General features: G+C 71.0%; 15 protein-coding genes and 1 rRNA gene. 5 read left to right on the top strand and 11 right to left on the bottom strand.

Features of this window, described 5'->3' with window-relative positions; all coding sequences use genetic code 11:
* The 3 genes from AB0M47_RS34860 to AB0M47_RS34870 all read right to left on the bottom strand — a co-directional run.
* A partial coding sequence (locus tag AB0M47_RS34860) for a glycosyltransferase (RefSeq protein WP_363421731.1) occupies positions 1-1,652 on the bottom strand: 1,652 nt, incomplete at its 3' end.
* Between the two features lie 18 nt (positions 1,653-1,670).
* Positions 1,671-2,930, bottom strand: a complete 1,260-nt coding sequence (locus AB0M47_RS34865; RefSeq protein ID WP_363421733.1) for a nucleotide sugar dehydrogenase — start codon at positions 2,928-2,930, stop codon at positions 1,671-1,673.
* Between the two features lie 191 nt (positions 2,931-3,121).
* Positions 3,122-3,826 carry a hypothetical protein gene (locus tag AB0M47_RS34870; RefSeq protein ID WP_363421735.1) on the bottom strand — a complete coding sequence of 235 codons (705 nt, stop codon included), beginning with the start codon at positions 3,824-3,826 and terminating at the stop codon, positions 3,122-3,124.
* A 77-nt stretch (positions 3,827-3,903) separates the two neighbouring features.
* Between AB0M47_RS34870 and AB0M47_RS34875 the strand changes: the two genes are divergently transcribed.
* Positions 3,904-6,105 carry a hypothetical protein gene (locus AB0M47_RS34875; RefSeq protein ID WP_363421737.1) on the top strand — a complete coding sequence of 734 codons (2,202 nt, stop codon included), beginning with the start codon at positions 3,904-3,906 and terminating at the stop codon, positions 6,103-6,105.
* Here the strand turns inward: AB0M47_RS34875 and AB0M47_RS34880 are convergent.
* The 3 genes from AB0M47_RS34880 to AB0M47_RS34890 are packed head-to-tail and all read right to left on the bottom strand — an operon-like array spanning position 6,098 to position 11,353.
* Positions 6,098-8,035 carry a hypothetical protein gene (locus AB0M47_RS34880; protein WP_363421739.1) on the bottom strand — a complete coding sequence of 646 codons (1,938 nt, stop codon included), beginning with the start codon at positions 8,033-8,035 and terminating at the stop codon, positions 6,098-6,100. The genes AB0M47_RS34875 and AB0M47_RS34880 overlap by 8 nt on opposite strands.
* The gene (locus tag AB0M47_RS34885; protein WP_363421741.1) at positions 8,028-9,545 is read right to left on the bottom strand and encodes a glycosyltransferase; all 1,518 of its coding nucleotides are present in this window, start codon (positions 9,543-9,545) and stop codon (positions 8,028-8,030) included. The genes AB0M47_RS34880 and AB0M47_RS34885 overlap by 8 nt, the downstream gene beginning before the upstream one ends.
* Positions 9,542-11,353 carry a glycosyltransferase family A protein gene (locus tag AB0M47_RS34890; protein WP_363421743.1) on the bottom strand — a complete coding sequence of 604 codons (1,812 nt, stop codon included), beginning with the start codon at positions 11,351-11,353 and terminating at the stop codon, positions 9,542-9,544. Before AB0M47_RS34890 ends, AB0M47_RS34885 begins: the two co-directional genes overlap by 4 nt.
* A gap of 132 nt (positions 11,354-11,485) precedes the next feature.
* On the opposite strand from AB0M47_RS34890, the gene AB0M47_RS34895 reads away from it, so the two are divergent.
* Positions 11,486-12,577 (top strand): LCP family protein, encoded by a 1,092-nt coding sequence (locus tag AB0M47_RS34895; RefSeq protein WP_363421745.1) that lies wholly within the window; start codon positions 11,486-11,488, stop codon positions 12,575-12,577.
* 60 nt (positions 12,578-12,637) lie between these two features.
* On the opposite strand, the gene ndk is transcribed toward AB0M47_RS34895, so the two are convergent.
* Positions 12,638-13,048 (bottom strand): nucleoside-diphosphate kinase, encoded by a 411-nt coding sequence (gene ndk, locus AB0M47_RS34900; protein ID WP_363421747.1) that lies wholly within the window; start codon positions 13,046-13,048, stop codon positions 12,638-12,640.
* Between the two features lie 222 nt (positions 13,049-13,270).
* Here ndk and AB0M47_RS34905 point away from each other — a divergent pair, with 222 nt between their 5' ends.
* On the top strand, positions 13,271-14,617 hold the full coding sequence (locus AB0M47_RS34905; RefSeq protein WP_363421749.1) for a VOC family protein: 1,347 nt from the start codon (positions 13,271-13,273) through the stop codon (positions 14,615-14,617).
* A gap of 10 nt (positions 14,618-14,627) precedes the next feature.
* Here the strand turns inward: AB0M47_RS34905 and AB0M47_RS34910 are convergent, their stop codons facing one another.
* The 3 genes from AB0M47_RS34910 to AB0M47_RS34920 are packed head-to-tail and all read right to left on the bottom strand — an operon-like array spanning position 14,628 to position 18,959.
* Positions 14,628-14,978, bottom strand: a complete 351-nt coding sequence (locus AB0M47_RS34910) for a DUF4233 domain-containing protein (RefSeq protein ID WP_363421751.1) — start codon at positions 14,976-14,978, stop codon at positions 14,628-14,630.
* The gene (locus AB0M47_RS34915; protein WP_363421753.1) at positions 14,975-16,327 is read right to left on the bottom strand and encodes a folylpolyglutamate synthase/dihydrofolate synthase family protein; all 1,353 of its coding nucleotides are present in this window, start codon (positions 16,325-16,327) and stop codon (positions 14,975-14,977) included. Before AB0M47_RS34915 ends, AB0M47_RS34910 begins: the two co-directional genes overlap by 4 nt.
* Before the next feature lie 10 nt (positions 16,328-16,337).
* The gene (locus tag AB0M47_RS34920) at positions 16,338-18,959 is read right to left on the bottom strand and encodes a valine--tRNA ligase (RefSeq protein WP_363421755.1); all 2,622 of its coding nucleotides are present in this window, start codon (positions 18,957-18,959) and stop codon (positions 16,338-16,340) included.
* Positions 18,960-19,061: 102 nt separating this feature from the next.
* Here AB0M47_RS34920 and AB0M47_RS34925 point away from each other — a divergent pair, with 102 nt between their 5' ends.
* Positions 19,062-19,994, top strand: coding sequence for a hypothetical protein (locus AB0M47_RS34925; RefSeq protein ID WP_363421757.1), 933 nt, complete (start codon positions 19,062-19,064; stop codon positions 19,992-19,994).
* Positions 19,995-20,271: 277 nt separating this feature from the next.
* Positions 20,272-20,814, top strand: coding sequence for a hypothetical protein (locus AB0M47_RS34930; protein WP_363421759.1), 543 nt, complete (start codon positions 20,272-20,274; stop codon positions 20,812-20,814).
* 85 nt (positions 20,815-20,899) lie between these two features.
* Here the strand turns inward: AB0M47_RS34930 and rrf are convergent.
* Positions 20,900-20,983 (bottom strand): 5S ribosomal RNA (gene rrf / locus AB0M47_RS34935); the annotation flags it as partial.

Consider the following 20,983-nt stretch of genomic DNA (forward strand, 5'->3'; position numbering starts at 1 on the left):
AGCGGCGTCACCAGATGGCACACCTCGACCGGCTTGCGCGGCACCACGAACACATCGATCAAGCTGTAGTAATCCAGCACCTCGTCATGCGGCACCTTCCCCGTGAAGATGACGCCGGGTACGCCGAGCTGCTCGGCCTGGCGTACCAGGCTCTCGCGGACGAGCCCGTCGCCGACGATCAGCAGCGCGACCGGCTCCGAGGTCTGCTCTCGCAGCTGGGCGTACGCGTCGACCAGGGTGTCGATGCCCTCGTATTCGACGATGGACGAGATGTACCCGATGACGGTGGTGTCGGGGTCGATCCCGAGCTTCTCCGCCAACTCCAGATTGCGCGTCAGCATCGGGAAGGCCTGAACGTCCACCCCGTTCGGCACGACGGTGATCCGATCCCGGTCCACACCACCGGCCTCGATCCGATCCGCCATCACATCCGCGAGCGTGACCACGTGCGACGCCTCCCGGCGGCACCGGTCCTCGATCTCCCGCCGCCACAGATACACGTCCGGCAGGCCGAACCGCGACTCCAGCCGCCCGAGGTCGTCCCACTCATACGTCTGCGCCTGCCGGGAGAGCCAGGTCTCCTCCCAGAAACCTCGGGACTCGTAGACGACGGGAATGCCGAACTCCCGGCCCACGATCTCGGCCGAGACCGCGTTCAAGAAGTCCGACGCCGCGTGCAGCACCGACGGCCGCACCACCCGAACCACGTTGGCCAGCCGTTGAACGTGCGCCCGCAGCCAGGCGTCCAACGGTTCCGAACCCCGCGTCGCACCGGGAATCCGGTGGTACGCGATCCCGTCGACCTCTTCCCGCGCGTAGTCCGTGCCCGAGTGCCCGAAGCCCATGTGGGTCACCACGTGCGGCTCCAGCCCCGCGTCCCGCTGCGCCAACGCCGTGTAGTGCGTCCGCAAGGTGTACCCCGACTGCGTGTGCGGCAGCGAGTTCCCGACGACGTGCAACACGCGACCGGGACGCGATTCGAAGCTACGGTCCTCCGGGCGTACCGACGGCGTCAACGCACCGGACAGCACCGCGATCTCACCCTCGATCATGGCGCGTTCCCGGACGTCGGCGCTGTTCCCGCCGGCCCGGACGCACGCGTACGCGACCTCGCGCGCCTTGACCAGGTAGCCGCGTCGCCGCAGCTCGCTCCGCAGCCGCCGCGCCACTGGCAGGCCCAGCTTGCGCAGCCGGCCCTTGCTGACGGCCACCTCGTGCGCCTCCAGCGCCTGCCCTCGATCGAGCAGCCCGCGTACCGTCGACGGAATGATCTTGTCCGGCAGCAGGTCGGGCCGGGCCGTTCCGGTCTGCCGGCCCTGCTCGTAGACCATGACGGCCAGCAACGCCTGCGCGGACTCCAGCGTCGCGAGCTTGCTCTGGAGCGCCCGGCTCTCCGCCTGGGACTGCCGTAGCGCGCGGCGGCTCAGCCACATCTCCAGCGTGACGCCGGCAAGCAGCACCGCCATGGCGGTCAGCGCGACGGCGAACGTGATCGGCGAGCGGACGACGGCCGCGGTGGCGACCGCCGCGAGCACGAGGACCAGGACGCCGCCGAAGACCTTGCGCCGCCGCCGGGCCAGCGCGGACTTCACCCGGCGCAGGGGGTTGTGCAGCCGCCGGGGCACCAGTTTCTTGATGCGGGGGTAAGGCATGAGGGGAGGACCGTCCTGTCAGAGCCGGATAGCCTGGTCACCTTGGGTGACCCCGCGGGTGTCGAAGAACCGCTTCGCCAGCCCCGCGAGCCGATCCACGTCGTACGCGCTGTGGTTGGTCACGAGGATGACGAGGTCCGCTTCGGCGACGCCCACCTCCAGGTCGTCCACCTTCAGCACGTCCACTCCGGGCACTCGCCACGTCTCGACGTGCGGGTCGTGGAAGCTGATCTTCGCGCCCAGTCCGGCCAGCGCCCGAGCCAGCGGGATCGCCGGGGATTCGCGCTGATCGGCGATGTTCGCCTTGTAGGTGACCCCCAGCATCAGCACGTTCGCGCCGTTGGTGGCCTTGCCCGCGTCGTTGAGGATGTTCTGCGCCCGCCGAGCGACGTACGCCGGCATCGTGGCGTTGATCTCCTGGGCCAGCTCGACGAACCGGAACGGGTAGCCGAGCTTCGCGCGCACGTTGTGGCTGAGGTAGTTGGGGTCGATCGGGATGCAGTGACCGCCGACGCCGGGGCCGGGATAGAACGCCTGGAAGCCGAAGGGCTTGCTGGAGGCCGCCCGGATGACGTCCCACAGGTCGATGCCGAGCTGGTGGCAGAACTTGGCCATCTCGTTCACGAGGGCGATGTTGATGTGCCGGTAGGTGTTCTCCAGCAGCTTGGCGGTCTCCGCCTCGCGCGTTCCCTTGGCCCGCACGACGGTCTCGATGAACTGGCTGTAGAACTCGGCGGCCCGCTCGGTGCAGGCCGGCGTGTAGCCGCCGACGACCTTCGGGGTGTTGTGCGCGCCGAACTGCTTGTTCCCCGGGTCGATCCGCTCCGGCGAGAACGCCAGGTTGAAGTCCACTCCCGCGACCAGCCCGGACTCCTCCAGCAACGGGCGGACGACCTCGTCCGTCGTGCCGGGGTAGGTGGTGGACTCAAGGATCACCGTCGTGCCGGACTGCAGGTTGCGGGCCACGGAGCGGACCGCGGACTCCACGGCGTTCAGGTCCGGCCCGCCGTCGGCGGACAACGGCGTCGGCACGCAGATCACCGCCGTCTTCGCGCCCCGAATTTCCGATTCGTCGGTTGTCGCCCGGAATCCGGCCGCGACCATGGCCGCGATGTCGTCGTCCGACAGATCGTCCACGTGGGACCGGCCACTGTTGAGCGCGTCCACCACCCGGGCGCTGATGTCGTACCCCAAAACCGACAATCCCGCCTTGACGGCCTCCTGCGCCAACGGGAGGCCCACATAACCGAGGCCGAGAATCACGACGTCCGCAGTCACTGCCAACTCCTTGAGGGGTGGTCGGCGGGGCGTCCGCGCGACCAAGGGAGGCGGGCCGGAGAGGGTCCCGCCAGGGTTTAGGCGGTGTCCCGCAAACGCGGCTTGCAGGATCGCCCCCGTGGATGTGTCGGCGCGCATGCTATCGCAAGAGGCCACGACATGTCCGCGCGCAGTGTGTGCCGACCGGGTCGTCAGCGGCGCCGCAGCGTTTTCGCGACCCGAAGGACTACCCGGCCACCCTTCGAACGGCGGAGGAGCGTACGCACCAATGCCGAACCCTGATGGTCTCGGCGAACGCGGTCGGCGTCCTCAGCCGACGCGGCGAGCCGAGCCAGCAACGCCCGCTCGGATCGCGCCGTCAGGGCGACCTGTTCGGCGAGCGCCGCCTCGGCGGTCCGGCCGTCTGCCGCCGCCCGGCGCGTCAGCAAGCTCGCCGTCGCGTACGCGGCGAGGAAGGGCGTTCCGGCCGCCGCTTCCGGTGGGCCGGGCCGGAACACCGCGGCCGGTTCGCCGCCGATCTCGCTGAGGCCGGCCCATTCCCAGCCCCGGAGGAGGCCGTCGATACCGGACAGGTGTCCGTGATCATCCAAATTGCCCGGATCGATCGCCGAAACCGTCGAGTTGAGAGTCGAATCGGGATCGGCTCGGCCGAGGAGAACCGCCAAGACTCCGCCCCGCCGCAGATGGGGGCGGACCAGGGAGGCGATCCGCGCCACGTGCTCGACGTCCACTGCGTCCAGATCGATCGCGGCCAGGTCGTACGGCGCGTCCGCCGCGATCGCGGAATCCTCGGCATCCGCACCGACGAGGGTCACCTCGGCGAACCCCAGCGTCAATGCGTACCGGCCGTGCCGGATCGGGTCGGTCACCACGAGCTGACGGCCGACGATCGGCATCCGGCCCCACCTCCGCTGATCGCCCTGGCTACGATGTCCGGCGCAGACTAACGTATGACACCCGGATCGGAGGAACGGTGGCCGACCGCCCGTGGCTGCGCCGCGACCTGGTCGCCGACCGGGCAGCGATCCACGCCTGGCTCGATGAGCGGCAGGCCCGCGAAAGCGACGACCTCGCCGCCGCCCGCCGGTTCCGGGAAGCCTCCGCCCAGCGGGCGTACGCCGACGGCCTGAGCATCGTGGTCGACGTCACCGACGCCGCAACGCTGAAGGGCTGCCTCGCCTCCCTCGGTACGCAGACCCTCGACCCCACGCGATTCGACGTGATCGTGGTGAGCGACGGCGACGCCGCTGTGACAGCCGTCGTAGGCGATTCCCCCGTCCCGGTACGCCACCTCAGCGCACGAGGATCGTCGCAGTTCACGCGCCAGGCGATGGGGACGGCGGCGGCCCAGCGCTCGGTGGTGGCCTTCGTCGCCGGGGTGGACTGCACCGACCGGCGGTATCTCGAAGCCCTCGACGACGCGGCCGGGCCGGGAATCCTGGTCGTCGCCCCGGGAACGACGGCCGGGCTGGCCCTGCCGACCGGGGTCGCGCAGGCGGCGTACCAGGAGACGGCGTCGCTCGAGGACGCCGAGCTGTTCTGGTCGACCGCACTCGTCCACGGCCGCCTCACCCGAACACCGCTCGACCCAGCGGGCGAACCGACGTCGGTCGGCCCGACCGAGTCCCAGGCGCCGGTCAGTTCCGCCGGAAAGCTCAGCACGCAGCCCGGTCAGCAGCCCGACGGAACGCCGGCCGAGCCGCCCGCCCCGGTGGCCGAGGCCGACCTCGCCCGGCAGATCCAGATCGTCGGCGCGCTGGCCCGCCTCGCCGAAGCGGAAAGCCGCGCAGACAGCCGGGCGGAGCTGGCCGACCGGCTGGCCGAGCAGGTCCGGCGGCTCAACGCGTACCTGGTCGAGCGGCCCGGCGAGCACTCCCGGGTGGTCGGCCTCCTGGATCGGCATCGCGTCGCGGGCATCCCGTACGCCGAGCTCAACCGAGGTCTGGCACGCGGTCTGGTCATCGCGTACGCCTTCCCGCCGTACGCCGACACCAGCGCGATCGTCATGGCCAAACGGGTCCGGGACGAGGGCGTGGTCGTGGACGTCGTGTCGAACGCGATGGACCGGATTCGGGAGACCGACGAGAGCCTCCGGCAGATCTCCGGCCCGTTCACCGCGACGCACATCGCCATCCCCTCCCCTACCTACTTCGCGGACTGGGGCTCGATGGAGCAGTTCGCCGTTCGCGGCCTCGAAGCCCTCCAAACCCGAGAAGCCCCAGCAGCCTCAGAACACGAACACGAACACGAACACGAACACGAACACGAGTACGACTGGGTCTACAGCCGGGCGCAGTTCGCGGCGTCGCACTTCCTCGCGGCGGCGTACAAGCTCGCGCATCCGGATATCCCGTGGCGCGCCGAGTTCTCCGATCCGCTCTCCCGCGATGTCACGCATGCCGAACGTGGCAACCCGGTCGTCGAGGGACCGCTGCTGAGCCGGCTGCGGGACGGTCTCCAGCGGCGCGGCCTGCCGATCCCTCGGTCCGTCAACAGTTTCGTCTGGTGCGAGGAGCTGGCGTACGCGCTGGCCGACGAACTCGTCTTCACCAACCGCAACCAGCTGGACTACATGCTGGGCTACTGCGCGAACCCGGAGCTGGCCGCGCTCGCGCAGGCGAAGGCGGTCATCCGCCCGCATCCGACCCTGCCTGCCGGGTTCTACGACCTCGTCGAGCCGTCCCCCCGCCTCGATCCCGGCCTCGTCCACATCGGATACTTCGGCAACTTCTACGCCACTCGTGGCCTGGACGACGTGCTGCACGCGCTGGCCGCCGTGCCGGGCGGGGTGCGTACTCGGCTGCGCCTGCACGTCCTGACATCGCGCCCCGACGACCTCCAGCAGCGGGTCGCCGAGCTGGCCTTGACCGATTGCGTCCAGGTCGGGCCTTATGTCGAGTACCTGCGGTTCCTGGCGCTGGCAAAGCGGTTCGACTGCCTGCTCGTCAACGACGCGGCCACCCGGTCCAGCCACGGCGACGCCAGCAACCCGGCGAACCCGTATCTGCCGTCGAAGTGGTCGGACTACCGGGGCAGCGGCACGCCGGTGTGGGGCCTCTGCGAGGACGGCAGCACGCTGAGCGAACAGGATCTCGCGTACGCGTCGCCGATCGGTGACGTGGCGGCCGCCGCCGAGGTGCTGACCCGGATCGCCGAGCGGGGACCGGTCAGCTAAACGCGCCGAACCGGGCCTGCGCCGCTGCCACGTCGCCGTGCAGCAGGTCGGCCCAAGCGGCCACGGTCGCCACCGGATCGGCGGTACGCCGGATCTCGGCCCGGGCGCGCGAACCCCTCTCGGCCCAGCTCGCCGCGTCCGCCGACGCCAGGACGAACTCGGCGGCGGCGTCGACCGACGGCTGAATCCACTCGGCGGCGTAGATCTCGGCCGCGCCGGGCCAGGGCCGCAGGACGGGGACGGCCCCGGACGCCATTCCCTCGGCGGCGGCCAGGTGGAAGCTCTCGATGTCGCTCATCGACAGGACGTGGCCGACCTTGCGATACCAACCGGCCATGTCCCGCCCGGGGGAATCGAAGTGGACCGCGCCGCGCAGCAACGGATCGCGGCTGATCCGTTCCAGGCACCACCCGACGAACGCACGTTCCTCGTCGCGGGGCCAGGCGTACACGTTGTCCCAAGGCATGGTCGAGCGGACCTGGAGGGTGAAGCGGGGGTCCTTCCGGCGGACCTGGGCGAGGAGGTCGAGCGCGAGGTCGAGGCGTTTGTTCAGGAAGTCGATGCCCACGAACCCGAGGCCGAACCGCGCATCGGGCAGTTTGGGCCGGTCGAACCAGTCGACGTCGAGGTAGTTGGGCAGGTAGACGAGCTTTTCGTCGGGCCAGCCGAGTTCCGCGCGGATGCGCGCGCGAATCGGCGGCGAGACGTGGACCACCGCGTCGACGGCGTCCATGTCGATGTCGCGGGGGTACGGGAAGTCGAGTTCGTAGCGGTGGAGCCGCACGATCAGATGCTGGCCGGGCCGTTTGTGGCGAGACAGCCAGACGGCGCTGGGCCGCGCCCATTCCGCGAGCACGGTGTCCGCCTCGGCGAGCAGGCGGCTCGTCCGAGGGCTGGGGCGGCCGAGGTCCGGCCAGCTGTCGAGGGTGACGTCGAGGTCGTCCCGGGCATCGAGCCGCGCGCACAGCTCGCGGGCGAACTTGAGGTCGTAGCCGGAGACGAGAACCCGGCGGCGCGGACGAGCCGATCCGGTGCGCACCGGCAAGGTCGCGGCCGTCATCCGGGCTACCGCTGTGCGCTGCTGGTCGGCGGTCCACGGTTCGGCGGGCTCGGCCGCCGGGATCGTCAGCGGCACGCCTCGGCCGGCTTGGGTCCAGTCGAGCAGCGGCGCCGGATCCCAGGCGGCGCCCTGCCCGGCCCAGCGCGCGGCGGCGAACGAGTACCCGCCGACCGGCTGTCCACTCAGGAGGTCGTGCCAGATCGCCAGCGGCGCGGCGGATTCCGGCAGGTCGGCCGGTTCGGTCTGCGCGCAGTCCGGGCATGGCCGATCGACGGCGAGCGGCGGGAAGACCTCGACCCGCAGCCGGGTCGTGACGGCGGCCCGTTCGACCGACTCGCGCGCGAGCTCCGAGTCGGTGAGGAACCCGCCGATCTCGGGGGCGATCCGCGCGATCTGCCCGGCGAGTCCGGTCTCGCGGCCGGGCAGCAGGCGTTCCCGGGGGAGGACGAGCGTCCACAGGCGACTGCCCGGCGCACCCGCCGCGAGGGCAGCCTCCGCCACGCCGGTCGATTCGGCGACGACGAGATCCGCGCGGTGCAAGTCCGTGGCGAGCTGCCGGGTCGCGGCCTTCGCGCGGCTTCCTTCCGACGTGTACGCCTGAAGCCCGGTCCGCATCGCACCGGTGACGTTCTTGACCCCCCGGTACGCGAGTCCGGCCGGACGGCGTACGACGCGGGGCAGCCGGGCGGCGCGACCGGCGCCGGGCGGGCCGCTCTCCGGCGGATCGGCCGGGGTGGGATCGAGGTCGGCGGTGGACACCGTCATCCCCGCTTCGGTGAGCGTCTCCGCGATGGCGTGCCGCCAGCAGCAGACGCCGGGTGCGGCGGGCCACCTGCGATCACGCAGCAGCAGGACGTCCCCGTCAGCCATCTCCGCTTCCCTTCCGAATCCGGACTCGTCGGGTCACCTGTCGAGTCAGCCGGGCCGCGGAGAGCTTAGCCACCACGACGGTCGCCCGCAGCAGCGTCCGGACGCCGCCCACTTCGACGGTGAGCGGGGTCCAGTGGCCGGCCGCCGGGCCGGGGTGGGCGTCGCCGGGCAGCTCGGCCAGGACCTCGGCGGGGAGCGTACGCAGATCGGCGATCCCGGCCGTGCCGGCGTCGATCGCCCGCTGGATTCCGGGGTCGCCGGTCAGGGCTGCTCTCGACTGTGCCGCAGTCCGCGACAGGGTGATCGGACCGGCGGTGACGACGGCGACCTCGTGCCGGTCGGCCTCGGCGAGCAGCATCGGCACGGTGCCCGGGGCGAGCCGGGCGTACGCCGGAACACGCAACAGGAATGGCGACGGGAACACCGACTCCACCGAGTCGGCCAGCCGCACTCGTGGCTCGCCGCGATAGGTCTCCTGGATCAGCCGCTGGTCCAGGAGCGGATCGTCGAGGACGTCACGCCGCTGATCGGCCGGTTCGACCGATCCGGCGAGCACGACCCGCAGGTCCCGTTCGTCGCTGCGCAGCAGGCCGTCGACGCAGGCCCGGACGGTTTCGAGGTCGTGCTCGGCGACGTCGACGACGGCCGTCACGAGCGGGACCGTCCACGTCGGACCACCCTGGGCGCGCAGCCAGCGGGGTTGGGGCATGCGCTCGGCGAGGAACGGGCGGTTGTAGCGCCGCAGGCCGTCGCCGCGCCGGGACATCGCGGTCGGCCCGACATGCCACGCGCGGGCCGCCCGGTCGGGGATGAACAGCGCGCCCGCCTGGGCCAGCCGATAGCCGAACTCGGTGTCCTCGCCCAGGTGCAGCGATCCGTCATAGCCGCCCGCGGCGTCGTACAGCGCCCGGTTGACCGCCGTCGTCGCGCCGACGTGCGCCAGGAAGGCGGTCGGACCGGCGTCCCGCAGGTCCCGCGTACGCCGGAAGATGTCTTCGAGGTAGCCGTGCGGTTCGGTGCCGTCGTCGGTGAACAGCCCGGCGACGTCCGCGGCGACCTGCTCGGGCGAGAACGACGGTGTGGCGTCGGCGAACCGCTTCATGCCCAGCGTCACGGCGTACGGGGCGAGGTGGTGCCACCGGGCCAGGGCCTCGACGTGCTCGGGGAACAGCAGCATGTCGGCGTCGACGCGGTGGAGGATCGCCCCGGTCGCCTCCATCGCGCCGTAGGCGACGGCGTACCCGGGACCCCAGCCCTCCCCCGGCGCTCGGACGATCCGGGTGTGCTCCGGACGCAGCGCGGGCAGCCGGAGCGGGGTCGGCGAACCGTCGTCGACCACGATCACTTCGAGGAGGTCGGCCGGATAGGTCTGCGCCGTCAAGGCCGCGAGCGTCAGATCCAGGTACGCCTGGTCGGCGTACGCGGGGATCACGACGCTGACCGTCAGCTCGGGTCGCCAGCCACCCAGCGGCGGCGGTACGCCGACTCCGGACCAGTCGTTGCTCGTCATCCCGCCGTGGACTCCCGAGCGAGCGGGTGTCCCGGCGCGAACTCCCGATAGGGCGGGCGTCCCGGCCAGCGCCGGGCCGGATCGTGCAGGAAGTACTCCACTCCGGGGTCCCAGGTGTGCCCGTCGTCGTGCCGCGTGTAGAGGAAGCCGAAGCCGTGCGTGCGGTAGACCAGGCCGCCCGCGGCGAGGACCCGGTCGAGCAGGGCGCGGTCGACCGAGCGCGCGACCGGCCGCCAGCCGCCGACCTCGTCGAGGTCGCCCCGGGAGATCATCATCGTGCCGCCCGCGACGACGTCGGTGTACAGCTCGCCGCCCATCCGCCGCCGGACGGTGGTGTCGAACGGCTCCAGGTAGACGAACTCCGCGCCCTTGCCGACGACCGCCGCGCCCGAGTGCAGCCGGGCGAGCACGAGATCCCAGATGTGCTCGGGGCCGTAGTGGTCGTCGTCGTCCACTTTCGTCACCAGGCTGCCGGACGCCAGCCGGGTCGTCTCCGCGAGCACCTCGCCGAAGCCGGTCGCGGCCGGGAACGACACGAGGCGTACCGGGACGGGCAGGGCTTCCAGCTGCTTGACCTGCGCAGCGGTCGGCTCGTGTCCGTGCAGGCCGACGACCAGTTCGAGTTCCGGATAGGTCTGCCCGGCCAGGGCCGCCGCCGCGGCGAGCGCTCGATCGGGCCGACGGCTGACCAGGATCGCCGAGACTCCAGACAGGCGCCCAGCCGACGGATGGCGCTCGGCCACGGTCGCCCGCAGTCCCAGCGCGCTCGCGTGGTGGCGGAGCGCGGCGCGGCGTTGCACGACGCCGTGCACCTCCCGGTCGAGCGGGTCGCGGCCGCCCGGCACCCCGGCCAGGCAGCCCACCAGCTCGTCGTGCAGATGCGCCCGGATCTCCGCGGGCAGGTCGGGCGCGGACAGCACGAGCCCGGTCATCGCCAGCTGCGCCAGGACCGTCGCCCCCAGCCGGCCCGGTGCCGAGTCTCCGGTCAGGACCGCCACGCCGACCTGCGCCAACGCCGCCGCCTGCCGCTCGTCCAGGGCTTCGCCGACTCGTCCGGCCACGACCGCGTCCGCCCGGCCGGGCCGCGCGATCCGCCAGGTCCAGCCCCCGTCGGCCGCGCTCATCCGCAGCTCCGCGCGCGACAGGGTCACCGACGTCTCCTGCCGGCCACGCGGATTGGCGCCGGCCGCGTCGACGAGGACGAGCCCTTCGGTCTCGCCTCGCACCACCAGGTCGTACGCCGGCAGCGGCCCACCGTCCGGGCGGCGTGCCTCGGCGGCGTGGTACGCCGGATCGACCGGCAGCCAGCCGGGCCGGACGTCGTCGACGAGCACGTCGGCGGTGAGGGTGGCGGGCAGCGGCCGGACCGGGGTGAGCACGCCGAGCGCGGCCGCGACGAACTGCCGGGACGGGATCGGCTGCGCGACCGTCCAACCCAGCGCCACCGGGCCGTCGCCGTCGGGCAGGCTCGTCTCCTGGCGCAGCAGTCCCGGCAAGGGCGGCGTACGTCCCACCCAGTTCGGCCACGGCCGGGTCCACGAACGGACGGTCAGATCGATGCCCGTCACCGAATCGGACGTTTCGGCCGAGGCCAGCCGGAGCAGGTCACCGACGGTGTCGACGACGATCGCCAACCGTCCCGATTGCACCGTCAGCCGGGCGGTTTCCGTACGCCGATCGGCCCACGCGGGCAACGGCCGAGCTCGCCGCGACCGCCGTTTGACGGCTCTCAGCACATTGCGTACGCGGGCCCGCAGCGACGTCCCCGGCAGGCGACGGGCCGCCGGAGCTGGACTGTCGTGCGTCACCCGACGTGCCCCCTCGCTTGAGCCGGCCCTTCACGCAGCGCCGGACCGCCGGGCATGCTAACACGACAGGCCTGGTCGACCGGGTTCTCACGGGCTCGGGGTGATCTTCGGTGCGCGCTATCCTCTGGTCCCATGTCGATCCCCTCAGATGCTGGTGACAGCGTCGAACCCCAGGAGGTCGCCCACGGGGGCGATTCGGCCGCGACGGCGGCCGATCCGGCGGTCGCCGAGGCGGCCCCGGTTCCGGCGAAGAAACGCCGACGCTGGCTGCGAGTCACACTGTGGAGCCTGGTCGTGCTCGCCCTGCTCGCCGCGGGCGGCGCCGTGGGCCTGCGGTTCTATCTGAAGTCGGTCGAGAACAAGGTGACCCGCGTCGACGCGTTCGCCGAGGTGGTGGAGTCGGAACGGCCGACGAAGCCGCCGGAGACCACCAAGGCGATGAACCTCCTGATCCTCGGCAGCGACTCCCGGAACCCCGACCTCGACGGCTCCCGGACCGACACCATCATGCTGGCCCACGTCACCGCCGACCACAAAGCCGCCCAGATGGTCTCCATCCCCCGCGACACCTGGCTCGACATCCCCCGGGCGGCCAACGGCCACGGCGGCGTGAAGGCCAAGATCAACGCCGCGTTCGCCTGGGGCGGCATCCCGCTCATGGTCCGGACGGTGGAGCAGTACACCAAGGTGCGCATCGACCACGTCGTGGTCATCGACTTCGAGGGCTTCGCCGCGGTGGTCGACAAGCTGGGCGGCATCGACGTCGACGTCGAGAAGAACTTCACCTCGATCCATCCGCCCTACCGCAAGTTCTCGGCCGGGATGCAGCACTTGAACGGGGCGGAGGCGCTCGACTACTCCCGCCAGCGCAAGCAGTTCAGCAACGGCGACTTCTCCCGGATCAAGCACCAGCAGCAGGTCATCAAGGCCATCCTCGCCAAGGCGACCAGCGCGGGCATCCTGACCGACCCGGGCAAGCTCAACGCGTTCCTGACCGCCACGGCCAGCGCGATCTCCGCCGACAAGAAGTTCGACCTGATCGGCACGGCGATGGACCTGCGCGGGATTCCCAGCAACAAGATCCGGTTCATCACCAACCCGACGACCGGCACCGGTTGGGAGGGCTCGCAGAGCGTGGTGTACGCCAACAAGCCCGTGGCCGCGACGCTCTTCGCCGCGATCAACAACGACACCGCCGCGTCGTGGCAGGCGCCCAAGTCGTAACGGCGCGAAGACCGCCGAAAGAAAAGGGCCGCCGGGTTGTCCCGGCGGCCCTTCGACGTCTCAGACGAGATCCGGGAACCAGAGCTTGATCTCGCGCTCGGCGGACTCGGTGGAGTCCGAGGCGTGCACGAGGTTCTCCCGGTTGGACAGCGACAGGTCACCCCGGATGGTGCCGGCGGCGGCGGCCCGGCCGTCGGTCGCGCCGACGAGCGTACGCACGACGGCGATCGCCTCGTCGCCGGTGACGATCGCCGCGACCAGCGGACCCGAGGTCATGAACTGCTTCAGCGGCGGGTAGAACGGCCGCTCCACGTGCTCGGCGTAGTGCGCGTCGGCCAGGTCGGCGTCCATCGTGCGCAGCACCAGCGCGTCGATCCCGAGCCCCTTGCGCTCGAACCGGCTGATGATCTCCCCGACCAGCCCCCGGCGTACGGCGTCCGGCTTGATCAGTACGAGCGTGCGCTCGGCCACGAGCATTCCTCCTGGGTTTCGGGCTGCGCCCCTTTTGTGAGCGTGGTTCATCAGCAGACTACCGATCGAGTCGGGCAAGGCGCCGTGAACCCCCAGCAGCCGCACCCGATCGGCCCTTCCGAAACGCCACGACGTCCCCCTATGTTTACTCAAGACGCCGACTCCCCCCGCTGTGGCACGATCGGGTCGTTGGGGGACGCGGTCGCCGGGGAGGGACGAAACGTGGCAAACGGCCAGCGGAAGAAGATCGGGGCAGTACGCGCGACCGGTGCGGTGGCCTTGGGCTCACTCGGTGTCTTCACCGCGATGGCCGGCCTCGGACTGACGAGCTGGCCGCTCGGCGCCGTCGGCGTCGCGATGCTCATCCTGGCCGTCGCCCTCATGCTGACCTCGTCGTTCCGCGGGGCCGACCGGGCGTTCGTCGTCGGCACGGCGCACGTGCTGGAGGCGACCGAGCCGCCCGCGACGCTGACCCACGGCCGGATCGAGATGCACCTGCAGATCGAGGCCCCCGGCCACCCGCCGGCGTCGGTGCGCGTACGCGATCCGCGGGTGCCGGTGGCGAAGTGGCCGACCGTCGGCGACGTCCTCCCGGTCCGGGTGGCCGTCGACGACATCCGCCGCGTACGCGTCCTCTGGGACGAGATCCTCACCCACACGCAGCGCTACCAGGACGACGCGTACTCCGAGTACGAGGGCCTCATCGACGACGAGGAGCCGTTGTACGACGATCGCACGGGCCACCAGGCCGGGCCGATGCGGTTCGAGGACTACGACGAGGACGATCGCGAGGACCTCGCCGGCTACCGGGACTCCGACCTGGCCGACGAGGTCGCCGCCGCGCGGGCCGCGCAGGGGCCACCGGCGTACGAGGACGGGCCGGAGGGGCCGGACCTGCCGCTCCGCCGTCGTCCCAGCCCACGCCGCCGCGGCGAACCCCGTCGCGACGAAGTACGCGAAGAGGCCTCCGACGGCGCGGGCGCGACGACGCAGGTGCTCGAAGGGCAGATCATCGACGGGCCGGAGGACGGACCGGAGGCGCCGCTGCGGGTCGACGTCATCGACTTCTCCGAGGCGACCCCGTCCGCCCTGGGCGACCTGCCGCCGAACCCCCGGACCAGCCCGGAGAACGAGGGCTACCTCGGGCACGCCGAACCGCCGGTGGACCCGATCCCGGCGTACTCCGCGCGCGGCGCCGGCTCGGTGAACGCCGTCGGCGTGACGCTGCTGGTGGCCGACGTGGACCGCTCGGTCGCCTTCTACCGCGATCTGCTGGGCTTCGACGAGATCGACAGCGGCTACGGCAACGCCGTGATGTCCTCCGGCGACACCCGCATCGTGCTGCGCCGGGCCGAGGACCTGACCGCGGGCAACCGCCGCCTCACCCACCTGAACCTGGAGGTCGACGACCTCGACCGGGTGCACGCCGACCTCGTCGAGCAGGGCGTCACCTTCACCTACGCCCCGCGCGTGGTCAACCGGGGCGAGCGCCTCGAACTGTGGGCGGCCGCCTTCCGCGACCCGGACGGGCACGCGGTGAACCTGACCCAGTGGCGCTCCCGCCACTGAGCGCGTCCGGTCAGGACAGGATCGTGCGGCGTACCTTGAGCACGTAGAGCCAGGCGAGCCCGAAGGTCACCCCGACCGCGGCGATCATCCAATGGGCGAGCCCGCCCGCGATCAACACGATCTGCAGCGCTCCGCCGGCTGGCCACGCCCACGGCCGGCCCATCATCCCGGCGAGGGTGAACGCCGCGAGGGCCGTGACGATCAGGATGATGATCGCCGCCGTCGGATGGCCGGTGCCGAGCATCCGGATCGGGGCGATGCCCAGCAGCAGGGTGAGACCTTCGAGCGACAGCGCGGCCGCGCCGAGCCCGCGGACGGCCTTCTCGGGGTTACGCAATCCGGACGGTTTGACCTCGGTCATCGCTTCAACAGCCTCCGCGCGTCGGCCACGGTCACGACCGAGCCGGTGATGAGCACGCCGACTCCGCTGAGCGGGCCGTCCTGGTCCTCCTCGGCCAGGACGACCGCCTCGGAGATGGCGTCGGGCAGGTCGGGGACGACGTGGACGCGATCCTCCCCGAAGATCTCGATGGCCAGCTCACCGAGCTGGTCGGGAGCCATCGACCGGGGCGACGAGTTGCGGCTGACCACGATCTCGTCGAGCACCGGCTCCAGCAGCTCCAGCACACCGGACACGTCCTTGTCGGCGAACGCCGCGAGGACGCCGACGAGCCGGTGGAAGGTGAACTCCTCGGTCAGCGCCGCGACGGTCGCCGCCATCCCGTGCGGGTTGTGCGCGGCGTCCAGCAGGATCGCCGGGGCGCTGCGTACGCGCTCCAGCCGGCCGGGCGAGCTGGCCGAGGCGAAGCCCTCCCGGACCAGCTCGACATCGAGCTGCTTGACCTTGCCGCTGGTGGCTCCGGCGCCGAGGAAGGCCTCGACGGCGGCCAGCGCCACCGCGGCGTTCTGCGCCTGGTGCGCGCCGTGCAGCGGGATGAAGATGTCCGGGTAGATCCCCCCGAGCCCCTGGAGGGTCAGCACCTGGCCGCCGAGCGCCACGTTCCGCTGGACCACGCCGAACTCCAGCCCCTCGCGGGCGATGGTCGCGCCGACCTCGGCGCAGCGCTCCAGGATCGGCTCCAGGGCCTCCTCCGGCTGCTGCGCGCAGATCAGCGTCGAGCCGGCGTGGACGATCCCGGACTTGGCCAGCGCGATGTCGTAGATCGTGTCGCCGAGCCACTCGGTGTGGTCCAGCCCGATCGGCGTGATCACCGTGACGCCCGCCTGCAGGACGTTCGTCGAGTCGTCGGCGCCGCCGAGCCCGACCTCGACCACGCCCACGTCCACCGGCGCGTCGGCGAAGGTCGCGAAGGCCAGCGCCGTGGTCATGTCGAAGTAGGTCAGCGGCTCGTCGTTACGGGCGTCGAGCAGCGCGGCCACCGGCGCGACCTCGTCGTAGATCCGGGTGAACCACTCCTCGTCGACGGGGTCGCCGTCGAGGCTGATCCGTTCCCGGACGGTCTCCAGATGCGGGCTGGTGTAGCGACCGGTGTGCAACCCGTACGCCCGGAGCAGGCTGTCGATCATCCGGGCCGTCGAGGTCTTGCCGTTCGTGCCGGTCAGATGGATCGACGGGTACGCCCGCTGTGGACTGCCGAGCACGTCGAGCAGCTCGGTGATGCGCCCGAGGTCGAACACCATCCGGGTGAAGCCGCGGCCTTCCAGCTCCGCCTCGGCGGCCCGCATCTTCTCCGTTACGTCGTCGCTCATGATCCCCCCGTCACGCCGCCGGTAGGGCGGCAAGCGCGGCGTCGATGCGCGCGAGGTCGGACTCCGCCGCCGCGAGCCGCTGCTCGATCTTGGCGACCACCTCGGCCGGAGCCTTCGCGGTGAACGCCTCGTTGCCCAGCTTCGCCCGGCACTGGGCGGCCTCCTTCTCGGCGGCCACCCGGTCCTTGGTCAGCCGCGCGCGTTCGGCGGCGACGTCGATGCTGCCCCGGGTGTCGAGCGCGACCGTCACTCCCCCGGCGACGGTCAGCGTGGCCGTCGCGGCGAACCCGTCGGCGGCGTGCTCCAGGCGTACCAGCGAGAAGATCAAATCCTCGTGGCCCGCGATGCCCACAGACTCGAGTCCCGCGAGCGTCGCAGCCACCCGCTGACCCGGCTTGAGCCCTTGGTCGGCCCGGAACCGGCGGACCTCGGTGACCACGCGCTGGAGCGCCTCCAACTCGGCCTCGGCCGCGTCGTCGACGAGCCGGGGCTCGACCGTCGGCCAGGCCTGCGAGACCACCGTGGCCTGGCGGGTGAGCGCCGACCACAGCTCGTCGGTGACGAACGGGATGACCGGGTTCAGCAGCCGCAGCAGCTGGTCGAGGACGTGCCCCAGAACCCGCCGGGTACGCTCGGCCGCCTCGCCGCCGCTGGCGAGCACCGGCTTGGCCAGCTCGACGTACCAGTCGCAGACGTCGTCCCAGGCGAAGTGGAACAGCGCGTCGCAGGCCTTCCCGAACTCGAAGCCGTCGAAGTACTCGTCGACCTCGGCGATGGTGTGCTGCAGCCGGGACAGGATCCAGCGGTCCACAGCGGACAACTCGGTGGGCAGCGCGCCTTCGACGGTCGCGCCGTTGAGCAACGCGAACCGGGTGGCGTTCCACAGCTTGTTGCAGAAGTTGCGGGAGCCCTGCACCCACTCCTCGCTGACGGCGACGTCCGAACCCGGGTTCGAGCCGCGGGCGAGGGCGAACCGGGTGGCGTCGGCGCCGAAGCGGTCCATCCAGTCCAGAGGGTCGACGACGTTGCCGAACGACTTCGACATCTTCTTGCCGTACTGGTCGCGGACCATGCCGTGCAGCGCCACGATGTCGAACGGCTGCTTGCCGTCCATCGCGTAGAGGCCGAACATCATCATCCGGGCGACCCAGAAGAAGAGGATGTCGTAGCCGGTGACCAGGACGTTGGTCGGGTAGAACTTGGCCAGGTCGGCGGTCGGCTCCGGCCAGCCGAGCGTGGAGAAGGGCCACAGCGCGCTGGAGAACCAGGTGTCGAGGACGTCCTCGTCCTGCTTCCAGCCGTCGCCGGACGGCGGCTGCTCGTCGGGGCCGACGCAGACGACCTCGCCGGCCGGGCCGTACCAGACCGGGATGCGGTGGCCCCACCACAGCTGCCGCGAGATGCACCAGTCGTGCATGTTGTCGACCCAGGCGAAGTAGCGCTTGGCCAGCTCGACCGGCTCGATGCGGACGCGGCCGTCGCGGACGGCGTCGCCGGCCGCCTTGGCCAGCGGGCCGGTGTTGACGAACCACTGCAACGACAGGCGAGGCTCCACAGTGGTCTTGCACCGGGAGCAGTGGCCGACGGCGTGCACGTAGGGACGCTTCTCGGCGACGATGCGGCCCTGCTCGCGCAGCGCGGCCACGATCGCCGGGCGCGCCTCGAACCGGTCGAGCCCCTCGAACGGGCCGTGCGCCGTGATGACGCCGCGCTCGTCCATGATGGTCAGCGAGGGCAGCGAGTGCCGCTGGCCGATCTCGAAGTCGTTGGGGTCGTGCGCCGGGGTCACCTTGACCGCGCCGGTGCCGAAGGCCGGGTCGACGTGCTCGTCGGCGACGATCGGGATCATGCGCCCGGTGAACGGCAGCTCGACCTCGGTGCCGATCAGGTGCCGGTAACGCTCGTCGTCGGGGTGCACCGCGACCGCCGTGTCACCCAGCATCGTCTCGACACGGGTGGTGGCGACCACGATCGCGTCGTCCCCGTCGCCGTAGCGGATCGAGACCAGCTCGCCCTCGTCGTCGGAGTGCTCCACCTCGATGTCCGACAGCGCCGTGAGACAGCGCGGGCACCAGTTGATGATGCGCTCGGCCCGGTAGATCAGGCCGTCGTCGTAGAGCCGCTTGAAGATCGTCTGCACCGCGCGGGACAGCCCGTCGTCCATGGTGAACCGCTCGCGGCTCCAGTCGACGGAGTCGCCGAGCCGGCGCATCTGGCCGAGGATCGTGCCGCCGGACTCCGCCTTCCACTCCCAGACCTTCTTGACGAACGCCTCGCGGCCCAGATCGTGCCGCGACAGGCCCTCGGCGGCGAGCTTGCGCTCGACGACGTTCTGGGTGGCGATGCCCGCGTGGTCCATACCGGGCAGCCACAGCGTCTCGTAGCCCTGCATCCGCTTGCGGCGCACGATGGAGTCCTGGATGGTGTGGTCAAGGGCGTGACCGATGTGCAACGATCCGGTCACGTTCGGCGGCGGGATGACGATGGTGAACGGAGGCTTGTCACTCGCGGCATCGGCGCTGAAATGCCCGCCCTCGACCCACTGCTCATATCGGCGTTGCTCCACCTCACCGGGCTGGTACGCGGCGGCGAGCTCGACGGTCGAAGGGGTGTTCTGGGCAGTCTCGGTCACCAGGTCAGTCTACGGACCGGCTCGGTACGCCGTCCGCGGCGGTGGCCCAGGAGCGCTGAGACCGTTTACGATCGCCCGGCACCCCCTAAAAGGAGCCAAACCGTGACCTACCCCTCCGGCGGCTCGCAGCCGTCTTCCCGCGTTGAGCGCGACCGCGCACAACAGGGATCCGCCGGGTACCGGCCGCAGCACGGCTACCAGCCGTCCGGCGGTTACGGCGACGAACCCCACGACCCGTACGCCCGCCTCGGTGAACTGAACGACGGGGCGCAGCAGCAAGACCCCTACCGGCAGGATCCTTATCAGGATCCGTATCAGGACCAGCGCACCGCCGAGTACCCTCGCCAGGTCTTCCCTCGTCAGACGACGCGTGACGATCGGGAACCGACGGTTACCTCGACCACCGGTTTCACCCCGGCCGTGCCGCCCACGAACGGCTCCGACTCCACTCCGGCCGACGACCAAGCGCCCCGCAAGCGCACCGGTCTCAAGATCTTCCTCGCGGCAGCGATCGTCCTCGTCCTCGCGGGCGGCGTCGCCGGATACGTCTTCGGCAAGCCGATCATGGCCGAATACCCCGCGACCGTCACCGCCCCGGACACCATCGCCGGATACCCCCGGTCCACCTCGGCCGAACTGAAGTCGATCGGCGACCAGATGGACAGCGATCTGCGACAGGGCGCCGGGTTCAAGACCACCGCCGCCGGCGTCTACCACAAGGAGACCGACGCGCAGCAGAAGATCATCATGATCTTCGCGGGCAGCAAACTCATCCTGCGCCCCCAAGCCGAACTGAACGCGGCGTACGACGCGATCGAATCCGGCGGCCTCCAGCTCGCCGACCGCAAAGCCATCCCGGCCGGACAGCTCGGCGGCCGCGCCGAGTGCGCGACCTCGGTCACCGGCGGGGTCAAGCTGTCGATCTGCGGATGGGCCGACCACGGCGCGCTCGGCATGGTGATGTTCTTCGACCGGAGCTCCGCCGAGGCGGCCAAGCTTCTGCTCGACTTCCGGCAGACCATCCAGCACCGCTGACGACTCGCATGCGGGCCAGGCCATCAGGCCCGGCCCGCATGGTCCGCCGTGGAATCACGGTGAACAGGCTCGCGCTTGCTAAGCTCCGCGGGTCTCGGGAGGTCGAATCATGACAGAGCAGCACGATAAGGTACGCACAGAGCAGGTACCGGCAGCGCGATCAGCGTCGGAGCCACAAACGACGGTCTCGTCCACCGAGCCGGCCGACATCCTCACGAGTACCACGAAGAGCCGCAGCCCTTGGGCCGGCTGGTCGCGTCGGCGCCGCTGGGTCGCCATGACCGGCTCAGTCGTCGGATGTGGCGTACTCGCCGCAGGGATCACGCTGGGTCCGACGGGATATCGCATGCTGGCGCAGAAGGATGCCACGCTGACGACTCCGGCCACCGCAGCCGGTCTCACCCTCGACACGACCGACGCCGCGAAGTCGGCCGCCGACGATCTGCGTACGGTGCTCGACGCGGGCTTTTCCCTCGACGAGACGGTGGCCGGGGTCTACGGCGATCCGGCCCAAGCCGCGCGATCGGTGCTCTTCGTCGGCGGTACCGCCTTCCTCGGCCGCCCGGAGAAGGAGCTCGACCAGCTGTTCGCCCTCCTCGACGACCAGGCCGGCGGCGTACGCGACGTCCGCGAAGTGGACGCGGGACCGCTCGGCGGCGTGATGCGCTGCGGTGCAGCCGAAGGATCGGATGCGACCATGACGATCTGCGGCTGGGCCGACTACGGCAGCATCGCTCTCGCGATGTTCCCGCAGCGGAATGCCGACGAGTCCGCGCAGCTGCTGCGTGATCTGCGTACGGCGGTCGAGCACCGGAACTAGCTGCAATTAGCCAGTAGCCAGCTCCAAGGGAATTGAGTGGGAAATGCAATTAGCCCCCGCTTTCGCGGGGGCTAATTGAAAGTTTGTCCGGCGGTGTCCTACTCTCCCACACCGTCCCCGGTGCAGTACCATCGGCGCTGGAGGGCTTAGCTTCCGGGTTCGGAATGTA

Origin of the sequence: Hamadaea sp. NPDC051192, assembly GCF_040682475.1 — a bacterium.
GTDB lineage: Bacteria > Actinomycetota > Actinomycetes > Mycobacteriales > Micromonosporaceae > Hamadaea > Hamadaea flava.

Excerpts from the sequence above, each read along its gene's own strand:
- AB0M47_RS34870 (WP_363421735.1), bottom strand. The coding sequence starts at position 3,826 with ATGCCGATCGTCGGCCGTCAGCTCGTGGTGACCGACCCGATCCGGCAC.
- AB0M47_RS34880 (WP_363421739.1), bottom strand. The coding sequence starts at position 8,035 with ATGGCTGACGGGGACGTCCTGCTGCTGCGTGATCGCAGGTGGCCCGCC.
- AB0M47_RS34885 (WP_363421741.1), bottom strand. The coding sequence starts at position 9,545 with ATGACGAGCAACGACTGGTCCGGAGTCGGCGTACCGCCGCCGCTGGGT.
- AB0M47_RS34895 (WP_363421745.1), top strand. The coding sequence starts at position 11,486 with ATGTCGATCCCCTCAGATGCTGGTGACAGCGTCGAACCCCAGGAGGTC.
- AB0M47_RS34910 (WP_363421751.1), bottom strand. The coding sequence starts at position 14,978 with ATGACCGAGGTCAAACCGTCCGGATTGCGTAACCCCGAGAAGGCCGTC.
- AB0M47_RS34915 (WP_363421753.1), bottom strand. The coding sequence starts at position 16,327 with ATGAGCGACGACGTAACGGAGAAGATGCGGGCCGCCGAGGCGGAGCTG.
- AB0M47_RS34930 (WP_363421759.1), top strand. The coding sequence starts at position 20,272 with ATGACCGGCTCAGTCGTCGGATGTGGCGTACTCGCCGCAGGGATCACG.